This is a genomic window from Leptothrix toolikensis (SeqCode), assembly GCF_057922285.1.
The window spans coordinates 1-17578 of record NZ_JBYSVC010000048.1; the positions used below are offsets into that span (position 1 = coordinate 1).

Consider the following 17578-nt stretch of genomic DNA (forward strand, 5'->3'; position numbering starts at 1 on the left):
TTACCAAGACGTCACGTCAGCGGCTTCGCCATCCCCGCCGGGCTGACCGTCCAAGCCCAAGCTCAGCAAGTCGTAATCGCCATGCTGACCTGGGGCACGGTACTGATAAGGCCGCTGCCATGGGTCGTTCGGGATCTCCCGCTTGAGGTACGGACCTTGCCAGCGCGCCGTGTTGGGCGGCGCTTGGCGCAGAGAGCCCAGACCTTGCTCGGTGGTGGGGTATTGACCCATATCGAGCCGGTACTGATCCAAGGCCTGACCGAAGGATTCGATCTGGGCCTTGGCCACCTTGGCGTTGCTCTTGCCGAGTTGATTGAAGTACTGCGGGGCCACGATCCCGGCCAACAAGCCAATGATCACCATCACCACCAACAACTCAAGCAGGGTGAAACCCCGTACACGCCGAGGCTTGCTCAGCATGACGGCTTGGTCGCGCGGTGACATGGGCAAGAGGAGCGGGGGCAGTGGCATGAAACATCCTCGGCAGGTCTGGAAAGAGCCGCGAGTTTAATGCCCACCCCCGTACAACTCGGCGTGTTACCCGCCGTCTCAAATCCCTTCGGGACCGAAATCGAGCACAACCGGACGACTTTTCCAGATTTCATCGGCGTACTGCGCAATCGTCCGGTCCGAGGAGAACGGCCCCATCGCAGCGATGTTGAGCACCGTGCGGCGGGTCCATTCGTCGCTGTTGCGGTACAGCGCATCGACCTTGGTCTGGGTTTCGACATAACTGGCGTAGTCGGCCAAGAGCAAATAGTGATCACCCCAGTTCACCAAGGTGTCGAAGATCTGCTGGAAGCGACCTGGCTCGTCCGGGCTGAACACGCCGTCGCGCAGGGCATCAAGGGCTTGGGCCAAGGCCGGATTGGCGTCATAGATCTGACGCGGCTGGTAACCGTGGGCGCGGATCTCAGCCACCTGCGGCGTGGTGTTGCCGAAGATGAAGATGTTGTCCGCCCCAACGTTTTCCAAGATTTCGACGTTGGCCCCGTCGAGTGTGCCGATGGTGAGTGCGCCGTTCAGGGCGAACTTCATGTTGCCGGTGCCTGAAGCCTCGGTGCCCGCCGTCGAGATCTGCTCCGACAAATCGGCTGCCGGGATGATGATCTCGGCCAAGCTCACGCTGTAGTTCGGAATGAACACCACCTTGAGGCGATCACCGATGCGCTCATCGTTGTTGATGACCCGCGCCACGTCGTTGATCAGCTTGATGATCAGCTTGGCGGTGTGATAGGCCGACGCGGCCTTGCCGGCGAAGACCACCACGCGCGGCACCCACTGCGCGTCCGGGTTGTCAAGGATGCGCTGATAGCGCGTGATGACATGCAACACGTTAAGCAACTGGCGCTTGTACTCGTGGATGCGCTTGACCTGCACATCGAACAAGGCCTCAGGCTTGATGGTCACGCCAAGCTGTTGCTGCACGTAGCGCGCCAAGCGTTCCTTGTTCTGCCGCTTGACCCGGCGCACGGCACCCAAGAAGCCCGGCAGCTCCATGGCATGACGCAGGCCTTCGAGCTGATCGAGCTGACGCCGCCAGCCGCGCCCGATGCGCTGGTCGATCAAGTTGGCCAGGCCCGGATTGGCTTGCGCCAGCCAGCGGCGCGGTGTCACGCCGTTGGTCTTGTTGTTGAAGCGTTCCGGCCACAGGTGCGCAAAGTCGGCAAAGATCGACTGCTGCATCAAATCGGAATGCAGCGCCGAGACGCCGTTGATCGAGTGGCTCGCCACCACCGCCAGATAGGCCATGCGCACACGCCGCTCGCCCCGCTCGTCGATCAGCGAGACCCGACGCAACAGATCGGCATCGCCACCCACTTGGGGCGTGATCTCCGTGAGGAACACCGCGTTGATGTCAAAAATGATGCGCAAATGGCGCGGCAGCACCCGACCAAAAATCTCAATCGGCCAAGTCTCCAACGCCTCATGCATCAAGGTGTGGTTGGTGTAGCTGAAGATGCGTTTGCACAGCGACCAGGCCTTGGTCCATTCGACTTGATGCTCATCGACCAAGATGCGCATCAGCTCAGGAATGGCCAGCACCGGGTGCGTGTCGTTCAGATGGATGCTGGCCTTGTCGGGCAAGGCATCGAAGCCGGTGTGGGTACGCAAATAGCGATGCACGATGTCTTGCAAGCTGGCCGAGCAGAAGAAGTACTCCTGACGCAAGCGCAGCTCCCGCCCCGAGGGGGTGGAGTCATCGGGGTACAAAACGCGCGAGACGTTTTCTGAATGGTTCTTGCCCTCAACAGCACCGAAGTAGTTGCCCCGGTTGAAGGCGTTGAGGTTGATTTCCTCGGTGGCCTTGGCCGACCAGAGTCGCAGCGTGTTGGTTGCCTCCGTGCCGTAGCCCGGAATGATGGTGTCGTAGGCCATCGCCAAGACATCATCGGTGCCCACCCAGCGCACGCGGCTGCTGTCTGAGCCATGACCGATGGGCTCCAGATGACCGCCAAAACGCACCGTGTAAGTGATCTCGGGGCGTTGGAACTCCCACGGGTTGCCGTGCGTCAGCCAGTAATCGGGCGACTCCATCTGACGGCCGTCAATGATGCGCTGACGGAACATGCCGTAGTCGTAGCGGATGCCATAACCGAAGCCCGGCACGCCCACCGTGGCCATCGAATCGAGGAAACAAGCCGCCAAGCGGCCCAAACCGCCGTTGCCCAGCGCCGCGTCGGGCTCCAGCTCGGTGATCAGATCCAGATCGACATCCAGCTCCGCCAAGGCTTGACGCACCACCGGCATCATGTCCAGGGCCAGCATGGCGTTGGTGAAGGTCCGGCCGATCAAGAATTCAGCCGAGAGGTAGTAAACCCGTTTGACATCTTGGGCGTACTGCGCCCGGGTGGTCTTCATCCAACGTTCGACAAGGTGGTCGCGCACGGCGTAGGACACCGCGTGCAGCCAATCCTCAGGCCGGGCCGAGACAGGATCCTTGCCCACGGTGTACATGAGCTTGTTGGAGATAGCACGTTTGACATCGGCCACATCGTGCGTGAGGTGGTCGTATTGGTGCTCGAACTGGGTTAGATCCATGGTCATGGGAAAGTCCTTGGACAAAACGTCCTTGATTCAAAAAGGGGTGTGACTGGCCGCCCAGCGATACACCGAGATGTACCGCTTGGCCGCACCGTCCCAGGTGTGGTCTTGTTGCATGGCCCGGCGCTGCACGCGCCGCCAGTCGCTGCGGCGGCTCCACAAAGCCCAAGCCTTGTTCAGCGCCGCAGCCAAAGCCGCAGGATGGAAATCATCAAACACAAAGCCCGTGGCGTCGCTGTCGAGGGTTTCGAGACGCGTATCGCTCACGGTATCGGCCAGGCCCCCGACGCGCCGCACCACGGGCAGCGTGCCGTAAGCCAAGCCGTAAAGCTGAGTCAAGCCACAAGGCTCGTAGTGTGAAGGCACCCAAATGAGGTCGCTGCCACCGATGAGTCGGTGGGCAAAGGCTTCGTCATAGCCAATACGCAGCGCCACGGCTTGCGGGTGGTTCTGCGCTTGATACTTGAAAGCAGCTTCCAGATCGGCGTCCCCACTGCCCAGCAAGGCAAACTGCCCGCCCCGCTCCAGCCAAGTCGGTAACACTTGGGTGATTAGATGCAGCCCTTTTTGGCTGGTGAGTCGGCTGACCACGCAGGCCAAGGGCGCGTTGGCATCCACCGTCAAGCCAAGCTGGGCTTGCAGTTCGGCCTTGCAGCGGGCTTTGCCGCTCAGGCGGCCTTGGCTGAAGCGCGCCGGCAGCTCAGGGTCGTGGCCGGGATGCCAGACGGCGGGATCAACACCATTGAGGATGCCGTGCAACTGGTCGCGCCGGTCACGCAGCAAACCATCCAGCCCGCAACCCTGCTCACCACCTTGGATCTCGCGCGCATAGCTCGGACTCACGGTGGTGATTTGATCCGCAAAGTACAGCCCCGCCTTCATAAAGCTCAACCGGCCGTGAAACTCAAGACCGTGTACGCCATAGAAGTCATCGGGCAAATCGAGATCGTTGAACTGCCCAGCGGCAAACAAGCCTTGGTAGGCCAAGTTATGCACGGTATAGACCGAGGCGGCCAAGCGCCGCCCCAAGGCTCGTTCTGCTGCACGCAGATAAGCAGGCACCAAACCGGCGTGCCAATCGTGGGCATGCACCACATCGGGGCCCCAATAGCCATCAAGACCTTGGGCCAGTTGGGCCGCCACCCAGCCCAGCAGGCCAAAGCGGCGGTGGTTGTCGCCCCAAGGTCGCTGAGACGCATCGGCATAAGGCCCGCCGTTACGGTGATAGAAGTTGGGCGCATCAATCACGTAAGCGCTAACCCCCTCACAAGAGGCCAGCCGCCCGTAGAGCAGTCGCGCCGAAACGCGGCCCAGCAAGTTGGGCGGTGCCGCCAATTGAGCCACCTCGGCGACATCGGTCAGGTCGGCCAAGATGGCATCGAAACCGGGCAACAACACCCGTACTTCCACGCCCTGCTCACGCAGCGCCGCAGGCAAAGCACCCGCGACATCGGCCAAACCACCCGTTTTGAGCAACGGGAAGATCTCGGCACAGACTTGCAAGACACGCATCGCAGCCCTTTCGCTCACAAAGCTTCCAGCATCCGGCTGGTCACCAACACCACACCGTTTTCACTGCGGTGGAAACGCTGGGCGTCCAGCACCGGGTCTTCGCCGATCACCAAGCCTTCGGGCAACTTGCAACCCCGGTCGATCACGGCCTTGCGCACGCGGCAATGACGATTGATCTGCACGTCCGGCAACACCACCGTGTCTTCGATATCGGCATAGGAGCGCACCAGCACGTTGGAAAACAGCACCGAATGACGCACCGAAGCGCCCGAGACGATGCAGCCCCCCGACACCAAGCTGTTGAGCGCCGTACCCACCCGACCCGCTTCGTCATGGACAAATTTAGCGGGGGGTAATTGCTCTTGATAGGTCCAGATCGGCCAGTCGCGGTCGTACATGTTGAGCTCGGGGGTCACCGAGGCCAAGTCGAGGTTAGCCGCCCAGTAAGCATCGACCGTGCCAACGTCACGCCAGTAAGCGCGCGAGTACGGCGGATTGGCGATGGCTGACATCGAAAACGGGTGCGCCAGCGCTTGGCCTTCACCCACAGCCTTGGGGATCAAGTCCTTGCCAAAGTCGTGGCTGGACTTTTCGTCATGCGCATCTTCTTCGAGCAGGCGGTAGAGGTACTCGGCCGTGAAGATGTAGATGCCCATGCTGGCCAGCGAGACCTCGGGGTTGCCGGGCATGGCGGGCGGATCGGCCGGCTTTTCGACAAATTCACTGATGTTGCGCTGCTCATCAATGGCCATGACGCCAAAACCCGAGGCTTCGGCACGCGGCACCTCAATACAACCCACGGTCACGCCCCGCTTGTGCGCCACGTGATCGGCCAGCATGAGCGAGTAATCCATCTTGTAGATGTGATCACCGGCCAAGATCACGATGTATTCGGGCGGGATCGCGCTGCGGATGATGTCGAGGTTTTGATAGATCGCGTCGGCCGTGCCCCGGTACCAGCTGTCTTCATCCAGGCGTTGCTGCGCGGGCAACAAATCGACGAACTCGTTCATTTCGTTGCGCAGGAAGCTCCAACCGCGCTGCATGTGGCGCAAGAGCGAATGCGACTTGTACTGCGTGATCACGCCAATGCGGCGCATACCGGAGTTGAGGCAGTTCGACAGTGCGAAGTCGATGATGCGGAACTTGCCCCCGAAATGCACCGCTGGCTTGGCGCGCCGGTCGGTCAGATCCTTCAGGCGCGAGCCGCGCCCCCCCGCCAAGACCAGCGCCATGGTGCGCTTGGTCAATGTCAACGTGGACAGGCTACTGGTTTGGTTTGTCATGATAGGTCTCCTCTTTCTCTCTCTCAGGTCACCACCGTCGGGCCCGTCAACCCGGTGTGATGGCGAATGGCGGCCAAAGTATCGGCCAACGCAATCAAATCAGCCAGCGCGGTTTGCACCGGCCTATCGTGGCAACTCGGATCGGGTTCAAACCGCTCCAAGTACACCCGCAAGGTCGCGCCTTCGGTGCCGGTGCCCGACAGCCGGAACACCAGCCGCGCGCCGCTCTCGAACAGCAAACGCACGCCCTGCTGGGTTGAAACCGAGCCGTCGATGGGATCGGTGTAGGCAAAGTCATCGGCCACGCGCACCGTCAAGCCCGGGGCCAAGGTCTGCCCCGTCAAGCTGGGCAACTTGGCGCGCAACTCGGCCATAAGTTGATCGGCCTTGGCCACCGCCACACCTTCCCAGTCGTGACGCGAATAGACGTGTCGGCCAAAGCGCGCCCAGTGCGCCCGCACCAAATCCTCGACCGATTTGCCGGTCACGGCTTGCAAGTTGAGCCAGAAAAGCACCGCCCAGAGGCCGTCTTTTTCGCGCACATGGTTCGAACTGGTGCCGTAGCTTTCCTCACCGCAGAGCGTGGCCTGACCGGCGTCGAGCAAATTGCCGAAAAACTTCCAGCCCGTGGGGGTTTCAAAAGCGGGAATGCCCAGCGCTTTGGCCACCACATCGGCGGCTTGGGAGGTCGGCATCGAGCGCGCAATGCCCGCCAAACCCGCGCGGTAGCCGGGCACCAAGGTGGCGTTGGCCGCCAAGATCGCCAAGCTGTCGGACGGGGTGACGACGAAATCACGCCCAAGGATCATGTTGCGATCAGCGTCCCCGTCCGAAGCGGCCCCAAAGTCGGGGGCATCTGCACCGCTCATGGCCGCCATCAGTTCGGCGGCATGCACCGGATTGGGATCCGGATGATGGCCGCCAAAGTCTTCGAGCGGCTCACCGTTGACCACCGTGCCTGCGGGCGCACCCAGCAGGCCTTCGAGCACGCGGTGGGCATAGGGCCCGCCCACGGCACCCATGGCGTCGTAACGCATGCGGTGACCGGCCTTGAACCACGCACGCATGGCTTCAAAGTCGAACAGCTGCTGCATCAGCTCAGCATGGTCATCCACCGGGTCGATGACCTGCACCACCATCTCACCCAGCCAGCTTTCGCCAAGGCGGGATAGATCAACCTCCGGCGTGCCGGACATGATCTTGTAGCTCTGGATCGTTTGGGTGCGGGCAAAGATGGCTTCGGTCACTTTCTCGGGTGCCGGGCCACCGTTGGCGATGTTGTATTTGATGCCGAAGTCGCCATCGGGCCCGCCGGGGTTGTGGCTGGCCGACAAAATGATGCCGCCCAAGGCCCCGCGCTTGCGGATCACCGCGCTGGCCGCTGGCGTTGAGAGCAAGCCGTCCTGGCCCACCAACACCCGGGCCACCCCGTTGGCAGCGGCCATGCGCAAAATGGTTTGCACCGCCACCCGGTTGTAGAAACGGCCATCGCCGCCCAACACCAAGGTCTGGCCTTGGAGCGGTGCTTGTACGTCAGGCAGCACGTCGAACAAGGCTTGGACAAAGTTCTCCAGATAGCCGCTCTGGGCAAAGACGCCTACTTTCTTGCGCAGGCCCGAGGTGCCCGGGCGCTGGCCCGCAAAGGGTGTAGTTGCTTGAACTTGAACAGTCACATGCATGGGGTCTCCTCTTGGTCGTCATGGGTCATTGGATGGCCACCAGCACGGACCGTGCCGGGCAAAGCATGGGGCGCTGGGGGGTGTCGCTGGCCACGGCCCCCCCGGGCTGGTCGCTGGCAAAAACCCACTGCCACGCCTTTGCGCCCTCGCGCTCCACATCGGGTAGATGGAACCAGCAAGCTCGGTCGGCAGCATTGATCAAGATCAGCACCGCTTGCAGCCCTGGCGGATGCAGCCACACCGCCAAGGACCGGGCGTGATCGTCGCCCCAAGCATTGCCGCTGATGGGTGCTCCGCTTGGCTCCAGCCAGCTCACATCGGCGTGAGCCAGCCAGCGATCAAGCTGCAAAGCAGGCGTTTGACGACGCAGCGTCAAAAGCCGAGCGACCGTGGCCCGCAGATCAGCTCCTGAACCTGTTGCTGCTTCGGCTTGGGCCCAGTCCAGCCAGCTCAATGGGTTGTCTTGGCAATAGGCGTTGTTGTTGCCCTGCTGGCTGTGCCCCAGCTCGTCGCCCATCAGCAGCATGGGGGTGCCTTGGGCCAACAGCAGCGTGGCCAAGAGCGCACGCGAAAGTCTCAAACGCAAAGCCAACACCGAGGGATCCGTGCTCGGGCCTTCCACCCCGCAGTGCCAACTGAGGTTATGGCCGTGGCCGTCGCGGTTGTGCTCGCCGTTGGCCTCGTTGTGGCGCTCTTCAAAGCTGAGCAGATCGCGCAGCGTGAAACCGTCGTGGGCGGTGATGAAGTTGACGCTGGCGCTGGGCGCGCGGCCAGCATGATTGAACTTGACGCTTGACCCTGCAAAACGGTGGACAAAGGCCCCTCGATTTCCCCCCGCGCCCAACCAAAAGCAACGCGCGGTGTCGCGAAAACGGTCGTTCCACTCCAGCCAACCCGGTGGGAAGCGCCCAAGCTGATAGCCCCCATGGGCGGGATCCCACGGTTCGGCGATCCAGAGCACTCGGGCCAGCACGGGATCAGCTTGCAGGGCGGCAAAAAAGGCGGAACCCGCTTCAAAGTGCCCATGCCGGTCACGCGCCAAGATCGGGGCCAAGTCGAAGCGGAAACCATCCACGCCGATTTCCTCCACCCAATAGCGCAGCGAGGCAATGAAGTGCTCAACGACACGTGGTTGGCTGAAGTCGAAGACGTTGCCGCAACCGGCCCAATTGACATAGCGCGAGTGGTCTCGGGCATCGAGTCGGTAGCTGCGCGCATTACTCAGGCCACGCCAGCTCAAGGTTGGCCCTGTTTCGTCGCTCTCAGCGCTGTGGTTGCCCACCACATCCAGAATCACTTCCAGCCCGGCGCGGTGCAGCTCGTCCACCATGGCGCGGCACTCCTGCGTCGGGCTGGTGCCTGCGCGGCCGCTCCAGTAACGCGGCTCGGGCGCGAAATAACCCAAGGTCGAATAACCCCAATGGTTCGACAGCCCCAAGCGTTGCAGGCGCTCTTCATCAGCGCGCAACTGAATCGGCAACACGCTGAGGGTGGTGATACCCAGTTCCTGCCAATGGCGAATCAGCGCCGGATGACTCAAGCCGGCATAGGTGCCTTGCAGCTCGGTGGGCACCTCCGGGTGCAAGCGGCTGGCGCTGCGCACATGGACTTCGGCGATGACTCGATGGGCCGCAGAGGCAGGTTTCACCGCATCCGTTCGCCCTGAGCCTGGCTCCAACACCCTTGCCTTGACCGCCACCGCCGCGTTATCGCGTGGGTCATCGCCTCGGAACATGTCCAGCTCGGCCACGTTGGGCCGGCTGTAGCTGCCCACGGCCTCACGGCCCCAAGGATCGAACAGCACCTTGGCCGGGTTGAAGCGATGGCCGTGCTCAGGGGCCCAAGGCCCTTCGGCCCGCAGCCCGTAGACCAAGCCCACGACGCCGCCTTCTTCGCGGCGCAGGTAACCATGCCAGACCCCGTTGGTACATGCGGGCAAGGCGATCCGCCGGGTCTCGGTTTGGCCTTGCTCGTCGAACAAGCACAGCCAAAGCCGGGTCGCATCCGGAGCCCAAACCGCCATGTTCAAGCCGGTGGCATCCGGGGTGGCCCCCAACGGCCAAGGTGCGCCAGCTTGCATCAAAGGAGCGGCCCCATCTCAGTGCTGGGGTTCATTTCGACATCCGCCTCACGCACCAACATCACGGTGGCCAAGGGTGGCACGGTCATCCAGATCGAATGCGGGTGGCCCTGATGCGCTTCGGGGTAGCTGTGCATGGGCGGGTTGTGCAAGCCGGTGCCACCGTAGATGCTGGCATCGGTGTTGAGGCACTCGCGCCATAAACCGCTTTGCGGCACGCCCAACTGCCAGTGCTGATGCGGCACGGGCGTGAAGTTGCAGATGACGAGCACGGCTGAGCCGTCACGCGCACGGCGCTCAAAAGCCAACAGCGAGTGATCAGCGTCTTCGTGGCTCAGCCAAGCAAAGCCGGCTGCATTCACGTCTTGTTCGTGCAGCGCGCCGTAATGGCGCAGCACATGATTCAGATCGCGCACCAAGCGCTGCACACCTGCATGCGCCGGTTGATCCTGATGGCCCCAGTCGAGACTGGTGTCGGCATTCCACTCGCGCTCTTGGGCGAACTCGCAGCCCATGAAGAGCAACTTCTTGCCGGGGTGGCCCCACATGTAGCCGTAGAAGGCGCGCAAGTTGGCAAAGCGCTGCCACGCATCGCCCGGCATCTTGCCGATCAGTGAGCGTTTGCCATGCACCACTTCGTCGTGCGAGATCGGCAGCACAAAGTTTTCGCTGAAGGCGTACATCAGCGAAAAACGCAGCCGGTCGTGGTGATGCTTGCGGTAGATCGGGTCGAGCGCCATGTAGCTCAGGCTGTCGTTCATCCAGCCCATGTTCCACTTGAAGTGGAAGCCCAAACCGCCGCTGTTCAAGTCCGGGCTGGGCGGGCGGCTCACCAGCGGGAAGGAGGTTGACTCCTCAGCCAGCGTGATCGCCTCGGGCCGCTCGGTGCCAACAAGATGGTTCATGCGGCGCAGAAAGTCGATGGCTTCCAAGTTCTCGCGCCCGCCGTGGCGGTTGGGAATCCATTCGCCGTGTTTGCGGCTGTAGTCGCGGTACAGCATCGAAGCCACGGCATCCACACGCAGGCCATCAATACCAAAGCGCTCAATCCAGTACAAGCCATTGGCGGCTAGGAAGTTGCGCACCTCCGTGCGGCCAAAGTTATAGATCAGCGTGTTCCAGTCCTGATGGAAGCCTTCTTTCGGGTCGGCATGCTCATAAAGCGCCGTGCCGTCGAAGTTGGCCAAGCCGTGCGCGTCGCTCGGGAAATGCGCGGGCACCCAGTCGATCAGCACGCCCAAGCCCGCCTCGTGGGCTTTTTCGATAAAAGCGCGTAGATCTTCGGGCCGACCAAAGCGCGAGGTCGGCGCGTACAGCCCCACCGGCTGATAGCCCCAAGAACCGTCGAAGGGATGCTCATGCACCGGCAGCAATTCAAGGTGCGTAAAGCCCATCCATACCGCGTAGGGAATCAACTGCTCAGCCAGCTCGGCGTAGCTCAGCCAGCGCCCATCGGCCGACCTGCGCCATGAACCCAGGTGGACTTCATAGATGCTGATAGGCGCGTCGAGCGCATTGGCTTGGCGGCGTTCTGCACTGATCGCCACGCCGGGCAGCAAGCGCTGCACCACCGAGGCAGTTTGCGGCCGCATCTCAGCGCGAAAAGCAAAGGGGTCGGCTTTGACCCTCGCCACCCCATCCACGCCAAGGATGTCGAACTTGTAGACATCGCCCTCACCCACCTGCGGCACAAACAGCTCCCACACGCCGCACTCATGGCGCAGGCGCATCGGGTGCCGGCGGGCATCCCATTGGTTGAAGCTGCCGACCACCGAGACCCGCTTGGCCGAAGGGGCCCAGACGGCAAAGCGCGTTCCGGGCACGCCTTGATGCATTTGTGGATGCGCGCCCAGCCATTCGTAAGGCCGGTGATGCGTGCCTTCAGCCAGCAGCCAGACATCCAGATCAGCGATCAAGGGATCAAAACGATAGGGGTCATCGTGATCTTCGACGTGATAGCCCCAATTGACGCGCAGGCGGTAATCCTGATCCGCCCCCAAAGCCGGCACGGCACCGACAAACAAAGCACTGTGGCCTTGACGATGTAGATCGCCCAACCACTGGCCGCTGGGGCTGACCACCGCCACCGCCACCGCTTGAGGCAACAGAGCGCGCACAACGCTGTGGCCGCTGGCGACGTCCTTGTGCCGACCCAGGACGCCAAAGGGATCGCCCTCTTCGGCGCGCATGAGCTGATCTAGGCGCTGTTGCTCAATCTCGATGCGCTGCTCAATGCTCATAAGGTGCTTTCAGGGGTTTCAGTGATTTCAGGGGTACTTGTGACCCGCCAAGCCCAGGCCGGGATGAGCCCAAAAGGCTCGATGCTCACGGCCTCATCGCTGAGGTTGAAAGCAAGCGCTAGTCGCTCGGCCGTTGTCGAGCGCTCGAAGTGCAGCACCCCGTCCGGCGCAGGCAGGAAACGCATCTCACCCCCACGCAAAGCTGGATGCTGGCGTCGCCAAGCCAGCAAGGCGCGGGTGGCGTGCAGGGTGGAATCCGGATCGGCCTCTTGCACATCGACCGCCAAAGGCAAGTGCGCGGGCGACATCGGCAGCCACGGCTCGGCGCTGGAGAAACCGCCTTGCACGGCGTCACGCTGCCAAGGCATGGGCGTGCGGCAACCATCGCGGCCCTTGAACTCGGGCCAGAAGGCTTTGCCATAGGGGTCTTGCAACGCTTCGAACGGCACCTCGGCTTCCGGCAGACCCAGCTCCTCGCCTTGATAAAGGCAGATGCTGCCGCGCAAGCTCAACAGCAAGGCCAGCAAGGTTTCAGCCTTGGCCGGTGCCCAGCGGCTGGCGATGCGCGGCACGTCATGGTTCGACAGCGCCCAGCAGCCCCAACCGCCGGTGCGCCCGATCTCAAGCTCCAGCCGCTCGACCTCGCGGCGGATGTGCTCGGCCGCGCCATTGGCCGTGAGCAACGCAAAGCTGTAGGCCATGTGCAGGCGTTTGCCCGCTTCGGTGTAGAGCGCCATCAACGGCGGCGCGTTCTCGTCGCCCACTTCACCGATGCTGGCCGCGCCAAACTCATCGAGCAGCGGGCGCAAACGCTCCAAAAAGCGCAGGTTCTCGGGCTGGCTCTTGTCAAACAGATGCCGCTGCATCGCGTAGGGGTTGTCAGCGCGCACGGTGCTCACCGGCCCATCGTCGGCCAAGGCAGGCGGGTTGTCGCGCAGCAGCGCGTCGTGAACTTGGTGGTTACAGGCGTCGAAGCGGAAACCGTTCACACCCTTCTCGCACCAAAAGCGCACTTCGCCCAGCAAAGCGTCCTGCACCGCTGGGCAATGGAAATTCAGATCAGGCTGGCTGGTGAGAAAGCTGTGCAAGTAGTACTGGCGGCGGCGCGAGTCCCACTGCCACGCTGAGCCGCCAAACACGCTCAACCAGTTGTTGGGTGGGGTGCCATCGGGTTTGGCTTCGGCCCAGACGTACCAATCACTCTTGGGGTTGTCGTGGCTCAAGCGGCTTTCTTGAAACCAAGCGTGCTGGTCTGAGGTGTGCGAGAGCACCTGATCGATCATCACCTTGAGCCCGAGCTGATGGGCGCGCGCCAAGAGCGCGTCAAAGTCGGCCAAGGTGCCAAAGATCGGATCGACATCGCGGTAGTCGGCCACGTCGTAGCCGAAATCCTTCATCGGCGACTTGAAAAAGGGCGAAATCCAGATCGCATCCACCCCCAGCCGCGCCACGTACTCAAGCCGTCGCGTGATGCCGGGCAAATCGCCGATGCCATCGCCATGGCTGTCTTGGAAACTGCGCGGATAGATCTGATAAATCACCGCCCCGCGCCACCAAGACCCTGTTTCACTGTTGGATTGCATGAGCCGCCGTCGTCGATTGATCGCTGAACTGTCATTGAACTGACGGCGGGCATCTTGCCATGTAACCCGGATGAAACCCAGCGCTTTGTGCAGCACCTTTCGCCCAACAGGCGTTCAGCGTCGGCGGTGAGTCGGCGAAGTCAGCCGATTTTGTCTTGGGTGCGGGTGTCGAAATCGCTGGCGTCGTGGCGCTCGTGCAGTTGGCTCGACGCCTCACCCCAAGTGCGATTGACCATGCGACCACGCTGCACGGCCGGGCGCGCCGCAATCAGCTCGGCCCAGCGTTGCACGTTGGGGTAGGTCTGCACTTGCAAAAATTCACCCGCGTTGTACAGCTGGCCTTGCACCAGCAGGCCATACCAAGGCCAGATCGCCATGTCGGCAATCGTGTAGTCCTCGCCGGCCACGTAGGTGTTCTCGGCCAAGCGTTGATCGAGCACATCAAGTTGGCGCTTGGTTTCCATCGCGTAGCGGTCGATGGCGTATTCGATTTTGGTGGGTGCATAGGCATAGAAGTGACCGAAACCACCGCCGATGAACGGTCCGCTACCCATCTGCCAAAACAGCCAAGCCAAGCATTCAGCCCGTTGGCTCGGCTCGGTGGGCAAAAAGGCTCCGAACTTTTCGGCCAAATGCATCAAGATCGCCCCTGACTCAAACACCCGAATTGGCTCTGGCCCGCTGTGATCCACCAGCGCCGGAATTTTTGAATTGGGGTTGGCCGCCACGAAGCCGCTGCTGAACTGTTCACCCTGATTGATGCGAATCAGCCAAGCGTCGTACTCAGCCCCTGTGTGCCCTGCCGCCAGCAGCTCTTCCAGCATCACAGTGACTTTCACGCCGTTGGGCGTGGCCAAGGAATAAAGCTGCAACGGATGACGCCCCACCGGCAAGGCCTTGTCATGCGTCGGCCCGGCCACAGGGCGATTGATGCTGGCAAAAGCCCCACCGTTTTCCTTGTTCCACGTCCAGATGTGTGGGGGGGTGTAGGTCGATGTATTTGTCATGGGGATGGACTTTAGCCGTTACAAGACCATGAGGGGTGAGGCGGGCAGCAACCAGGGCCGCAACGTCTCCACCTCAAACCTGACGATGTTGCGCTCTGCTTTGCTGAACTCGACGCCGATCAGGTGGATCGGCTCGCCTCGGGCTTGGTATTTGTCGGCATACCCCTTGTCCTTGAGCTGCTGCAACGCCCGGCCCTGCGGCACCAGTTCGACCACCTTGAACTCGAACAGCCAGACCGCGCCGGCGAACAGCACGGTCATGTCGATGCGGCCTTGGCTGGTGACGTCCTCGACGCGGATGTCGAGGCCGAGCGCGGCGAAGTGGCTGTAGAACACGCTGGCGTAGTAGCCCTCGAACCGGGCGATGGGTGAGTTGCGGTACCAGTCATGCGGGATGCTGGCAAAGAAGGCGTGGAACAGCTCGCGCAAGCCCGCCACGTCACCGGCGTGCAGCACGCGCCAAAGCCGGCTGATCTGCGCCCCGGGCACGGCGGCGTCACCGACAAAGCTCTTGAGTAGGCTGTCGTTCAGGCTGGCCTGCACTTCCTGGTTCGGGTACTTGAGCGTCAGCTCCAGCCGGCCGGGGATGGCCCAGACGCTGGCGATGCTCAGATAGCCGGCCTGGAACATCAGCGCCTCGGTCGAGATGGTGTCCACGTCGAAGGTCGAGAGCAGCGACTCGGTCGCCACCGTCTGGCCGATGGTCGGCGTGTGTACCTGCCGCTCGGTCAGCAGCTTGACCAGGAAGGTGGGCGTGCCGGTCTCGAACCAGTAGGGCCGGAACTGCCGGTTGCGAAACAGCAGCAGCAGGTCGAACGGGTTGTAGACCGACTCGCCGCGCCAGTTGTAGCCGTTGTACCAGCGGCGGATCTCGTCGCGGTCCAGCCCGGGCAGCTCGGGCGCGAACACCGTGTCCACATCGTGGTCGGTATAGCCGCACAGCGCGCTGTACTGCGGATCAAGCGTGAGATCGACCAGTTGGTTCAGCCCGGAAAACAGGCTGACCTTGCTGAACTTGGTCACCCCCGTCAGGAACACGAACTTCAGATGCGCATCGGCCTCCTTGAGCATGCCGTACAGCGCCTTGAGGCCCTCGCGCATCACGGTGGCGAGGGCGCGGTCCTCAATGCTGTCGAGGATCGGCTTGTCGTACTCGTCGATCAGCACCACCACCGGCGCACCGTGCTGCGCGTGCGCGCGCTCGATCAGCTCGGCAAACCGACCGCCCACGCTCTGGTGCCGGCAGACAACGCCCAGACGGCGCTCGTTGTCGTCCAAGATCTCGAAGATGCGCTGCTCCAGCCGCTCGGCGCTCGTCAGCCCGCCACCGCCGAAGCTGATGCGGATGACCGGATGGCGCTGCGACCAGTCCCAGCGCGATTCGGCCGCCAGCCCGGTGAACAGCGCCCGGTTGGCCTCGAACAGCTCCTGGAAGGTATCGACCAGCAGACTCTTGCCGAAGCGGCGCGGCCGGCTGAGGAAGAAGTACGAGCCCGCCTCGATCAGGTCGATCGCCAAACCACTCTTATCCACGTAATAGCAGCCCTCGCCGCGCAGCTTGGCAAGGCTTTGCAGGCCAATCGGCAGCTTGCGGCGGGGCAGAACGGGGCTGGCGGAGCTCATGAGGCCCGAGTGTAGCGAGCCCGCCCGGCCGCAACGCCGGATCAGCCCGCTGCAGCGGCAGGCAAGGTCTGCACCTCGAACCTGACGATGTTGCGCTCTGCTTTGCTGAACTCGACGCCGATCAGGTGGATCGGCTCGCCTCGGGCTTGGTATTTGTCGGCGTAGCCCTTGTCCTTGAGCTGCTGCAACGCCCGGCCCTGCGGCACCAGTTCGACCACCTTGAACTCAAACAGCCAGACCGCGCCGCAGGCCAACACGGTCATGTCGATGCGGCCGTGGTTGGTGGTGTCCTCAACGACGATGTCCAAACCCAGCGCAGCAAAGTGGCTGTAGAAGATGCTGGCGTAGTAGCCCTCGAACTGAGCGATGGGACTGTTGCGGTACCAGTCATGCGGGATGCTGGCAAAGAAGGCGTGGAACAGCGCTTGCATGCCAGCCACATCGCCCGCCTTAAGTAGGCGCCAGAGTCGGCCCGTGTGCCGGCCCGGTTCGCTGGGGTCGCCCGCGTAGCTGCGCAGCAGGCTGCCGTTCAGACTGGCTTGCACCTCGTGGTTGGGGTATTTGAGCGTCAGCTCGTACTGGTTCGGCAGCTCTTCAAACGAAGCGATCGTCAAGTAGCCCGCTTGGAACAGCAGCGCTTCGGGCAGGATCGCATCCACGTCAAAAGTCGAAAGCACATCCTCGCTGGCGACGATCCGTCCCAGATCAGGTGTGAACTGGCGATGCTCGGTCAGCAGCTTGACCAAGAAGGTGGGTGTACCTGTCTCGAACCAATAGGCTTGAAAGCGCCGTTTGCGAAACAGCAGCAGCACGTCGAACGGGTTGTAGACCGACTCGCCCAGCCAGTTGTAGCCGTTGTACCAAGCCCGGATGCGCTCCCGATCCAGCCCCGGTAGCTCCGGCGCAAACACGCTGTCAATATCGGCATCGGTGTAGCCACACAAGGCGCTGTATTCAGCATCAAGCGTGATGTCAGTGAGCTGATTCAGGCCAGAAAAGAGGCTGACCTTGCTGAACTTCGACACGCCCGTCAGGAAAACGAACTTCAAATGGGCATCGGCACCTTTCAGCACCGAGTAGAGGTTCTTCAGACCCTCGCGCATCGCCAAAGCCACGCGGGCGTCGGTGATGTTGTCGAGGATCGGCTTGTCGTATTCGTCGATCAGCACCACAACCTGCTGCCCGATCTCCCGATGTGCCATACGGATCAGGTCAAGCAAGTTGCCCGGCACATCCGCAGGATCAACGCCGGGCGACAGAACGAGCCCGAGCCGCTCGCGGTTGATGCGCAAGATGTCGTGGATGCGCCGATCCAGCTCCATCCGGCTTTGCAACACCCCATCCGAAAAGCTGATCTGAATGACCGGGTGACGCCGACGCCAGTCCCAGCGCGTCTCGGCCGCCAAGCCGGCAAAAAGCGCCCGGTTACCCTCGAACAGCTCCTTCATCGTGTCCACCAGCAGGCTCTTGCCAAAGCGGCGCGGCCGGCTGAGGAAGAAGCACTTGCCCGATTCGATCAAGTC

General features: G+C 62.3%; 11 protein-coding genes. All 11 read right to left on the reverse strand.

What is annotated here, in order from left to right:
- Nucleotides 1–444, reverse strand: a complete 444-nt coding sequence (gene gspG / locus AC3VI7_RS08420) for a type II secretion system major pseudopilin GspG (RefSeq protein ID WP_489668637.1) — start codon at nucleotides 442–444, stop codon at nucleotides 1–3.
- A gap of 105 nt (nucleotides 445–549) precedes the next feature.
- Nucleotides 550–3042, reverse strand: a complete 2493-nt coding sequence (locus AC3VI7_RS08425) for a glycogen/starch/alpha-glucan phosphorylase (protein WP_489668636.1) — start codon at nucleotides 3040–3042, stop codon at nucleotides 550–552.
- Nucleotides 3043–3078: 36 nt separating this feature from the next.
- Nucleotides 3079–4557: a glycogen synthase GlgA gene (gene glgA, locus AC3VI7_RS08430; protein ID WP_489668635.1), complete on the reverse strand. Its 1479-nt coding sequence runs from the start codon at nucleotides 4555–4557 to the stop codon at nucleotides 3079–3081.
- Nucleotides 4558–4571: 14 nt separating this feature from the next.
- Nucleotides 4572–5843 (reverse strand): glucose-1-phosphate adenylyltransferase, encoded by a 1272-nt coding sequence (glgC, locus tag AC3VI7_RS08435; protein ID WP_489668580.1) that lies wholly within the window; start codon nucleotides 5841–5843, stop codon nucleotides 4572–4574.
- Nucleotides 5844–5866: 23 nt separating this feature from the next.
- Nucleotides 5867–7516: an alpha-D-glucose phosphate-specific phosphoglucomutase gene (locus AC3VI7_RS08440; protein ID WP_489668634.1), complete on the reverse strand. Its 1650-nt coding sequence runs from the start codon at nucleotides 7514–7516 to the stop codon at nucleotides 5867–5869.
- Nucleotides 7517–7547: 31 nt separating this feature from the next.
- On the reverse strand, nucleotides 7548–9602 hold the full coding sequence (glgX, locus tag AC3VI7_RS08445) for a glycogen debranching protein GlgX (protein WP_489668579.1): 2055 nt from the start codon (nucleotides 9600–9602) through the stop codon (nucleotides 7548–7550).
- The gene (glgB, locus tag AC3VI7_RS08450; RefSeq protein WP_489668578.1) at nucleotides 9602–11842 is read right to left on the reverse strand and encodes a 1,4-alpha-glucan branching protein GlgB; all 2241 of its coding nucleotides are present in this window, start codon (nucleotides 11840–11842) and stop codon (nucleotides 9602–9604) included. Before glgB ends, glgX begins: the two co-directional genes overlap by 1 nt.
- On the reverse strand, nucleotides 11839–13425 hold the full coding sequence (locus AC3VI7_RS08455) for an alpha-glucosidase (protein ID WP_489668577.1): 1587 nt from the start codon (nucleotides 13423–13425) through the stop codon (nucleotides 11839–11841). The genes glgB and AC3VI7_RS08455 overlap by 4 nt, the downstream gene beginning before the upstream one ends.
- 140 nt (nucleotides 13426–13565) lie before the next feature.
- A complete protein-coding gene (gene yghU / locus AC3VI7_RS08460; RefSeq protein WP_489668576.1) occupies nucleotides 13566–14432 on the reverse strand; it encodes a glutathione-dependent disulfide-bond oxidoreductase in 867 nt (288 codons plus the stop codon).
- Nucleotides 14433–14450: 18 nt separating this feature from the next.
- Nucleotides 14451–15965: an ATP-binding protein gene (locus tag AC3VI7_RS08465; RefSeq protein WP_489671460.1), complete on the reverse strand. Its 1515-nt coding sequence runs from the start codon at nucleotides 15963–15965 to the stop codon at nucleotides 14451–14453.
- A gap of 131 nt (nucleotides 15966–16096) precedes the next feature.
- The coding region (locus AC3VI7_RS08470; RefSeq protein WP_489671461.1) for an ATP-binding protein at nucleotides 16097–17578 on the reverse strand (1482 nt) is incomplete at its 5' end.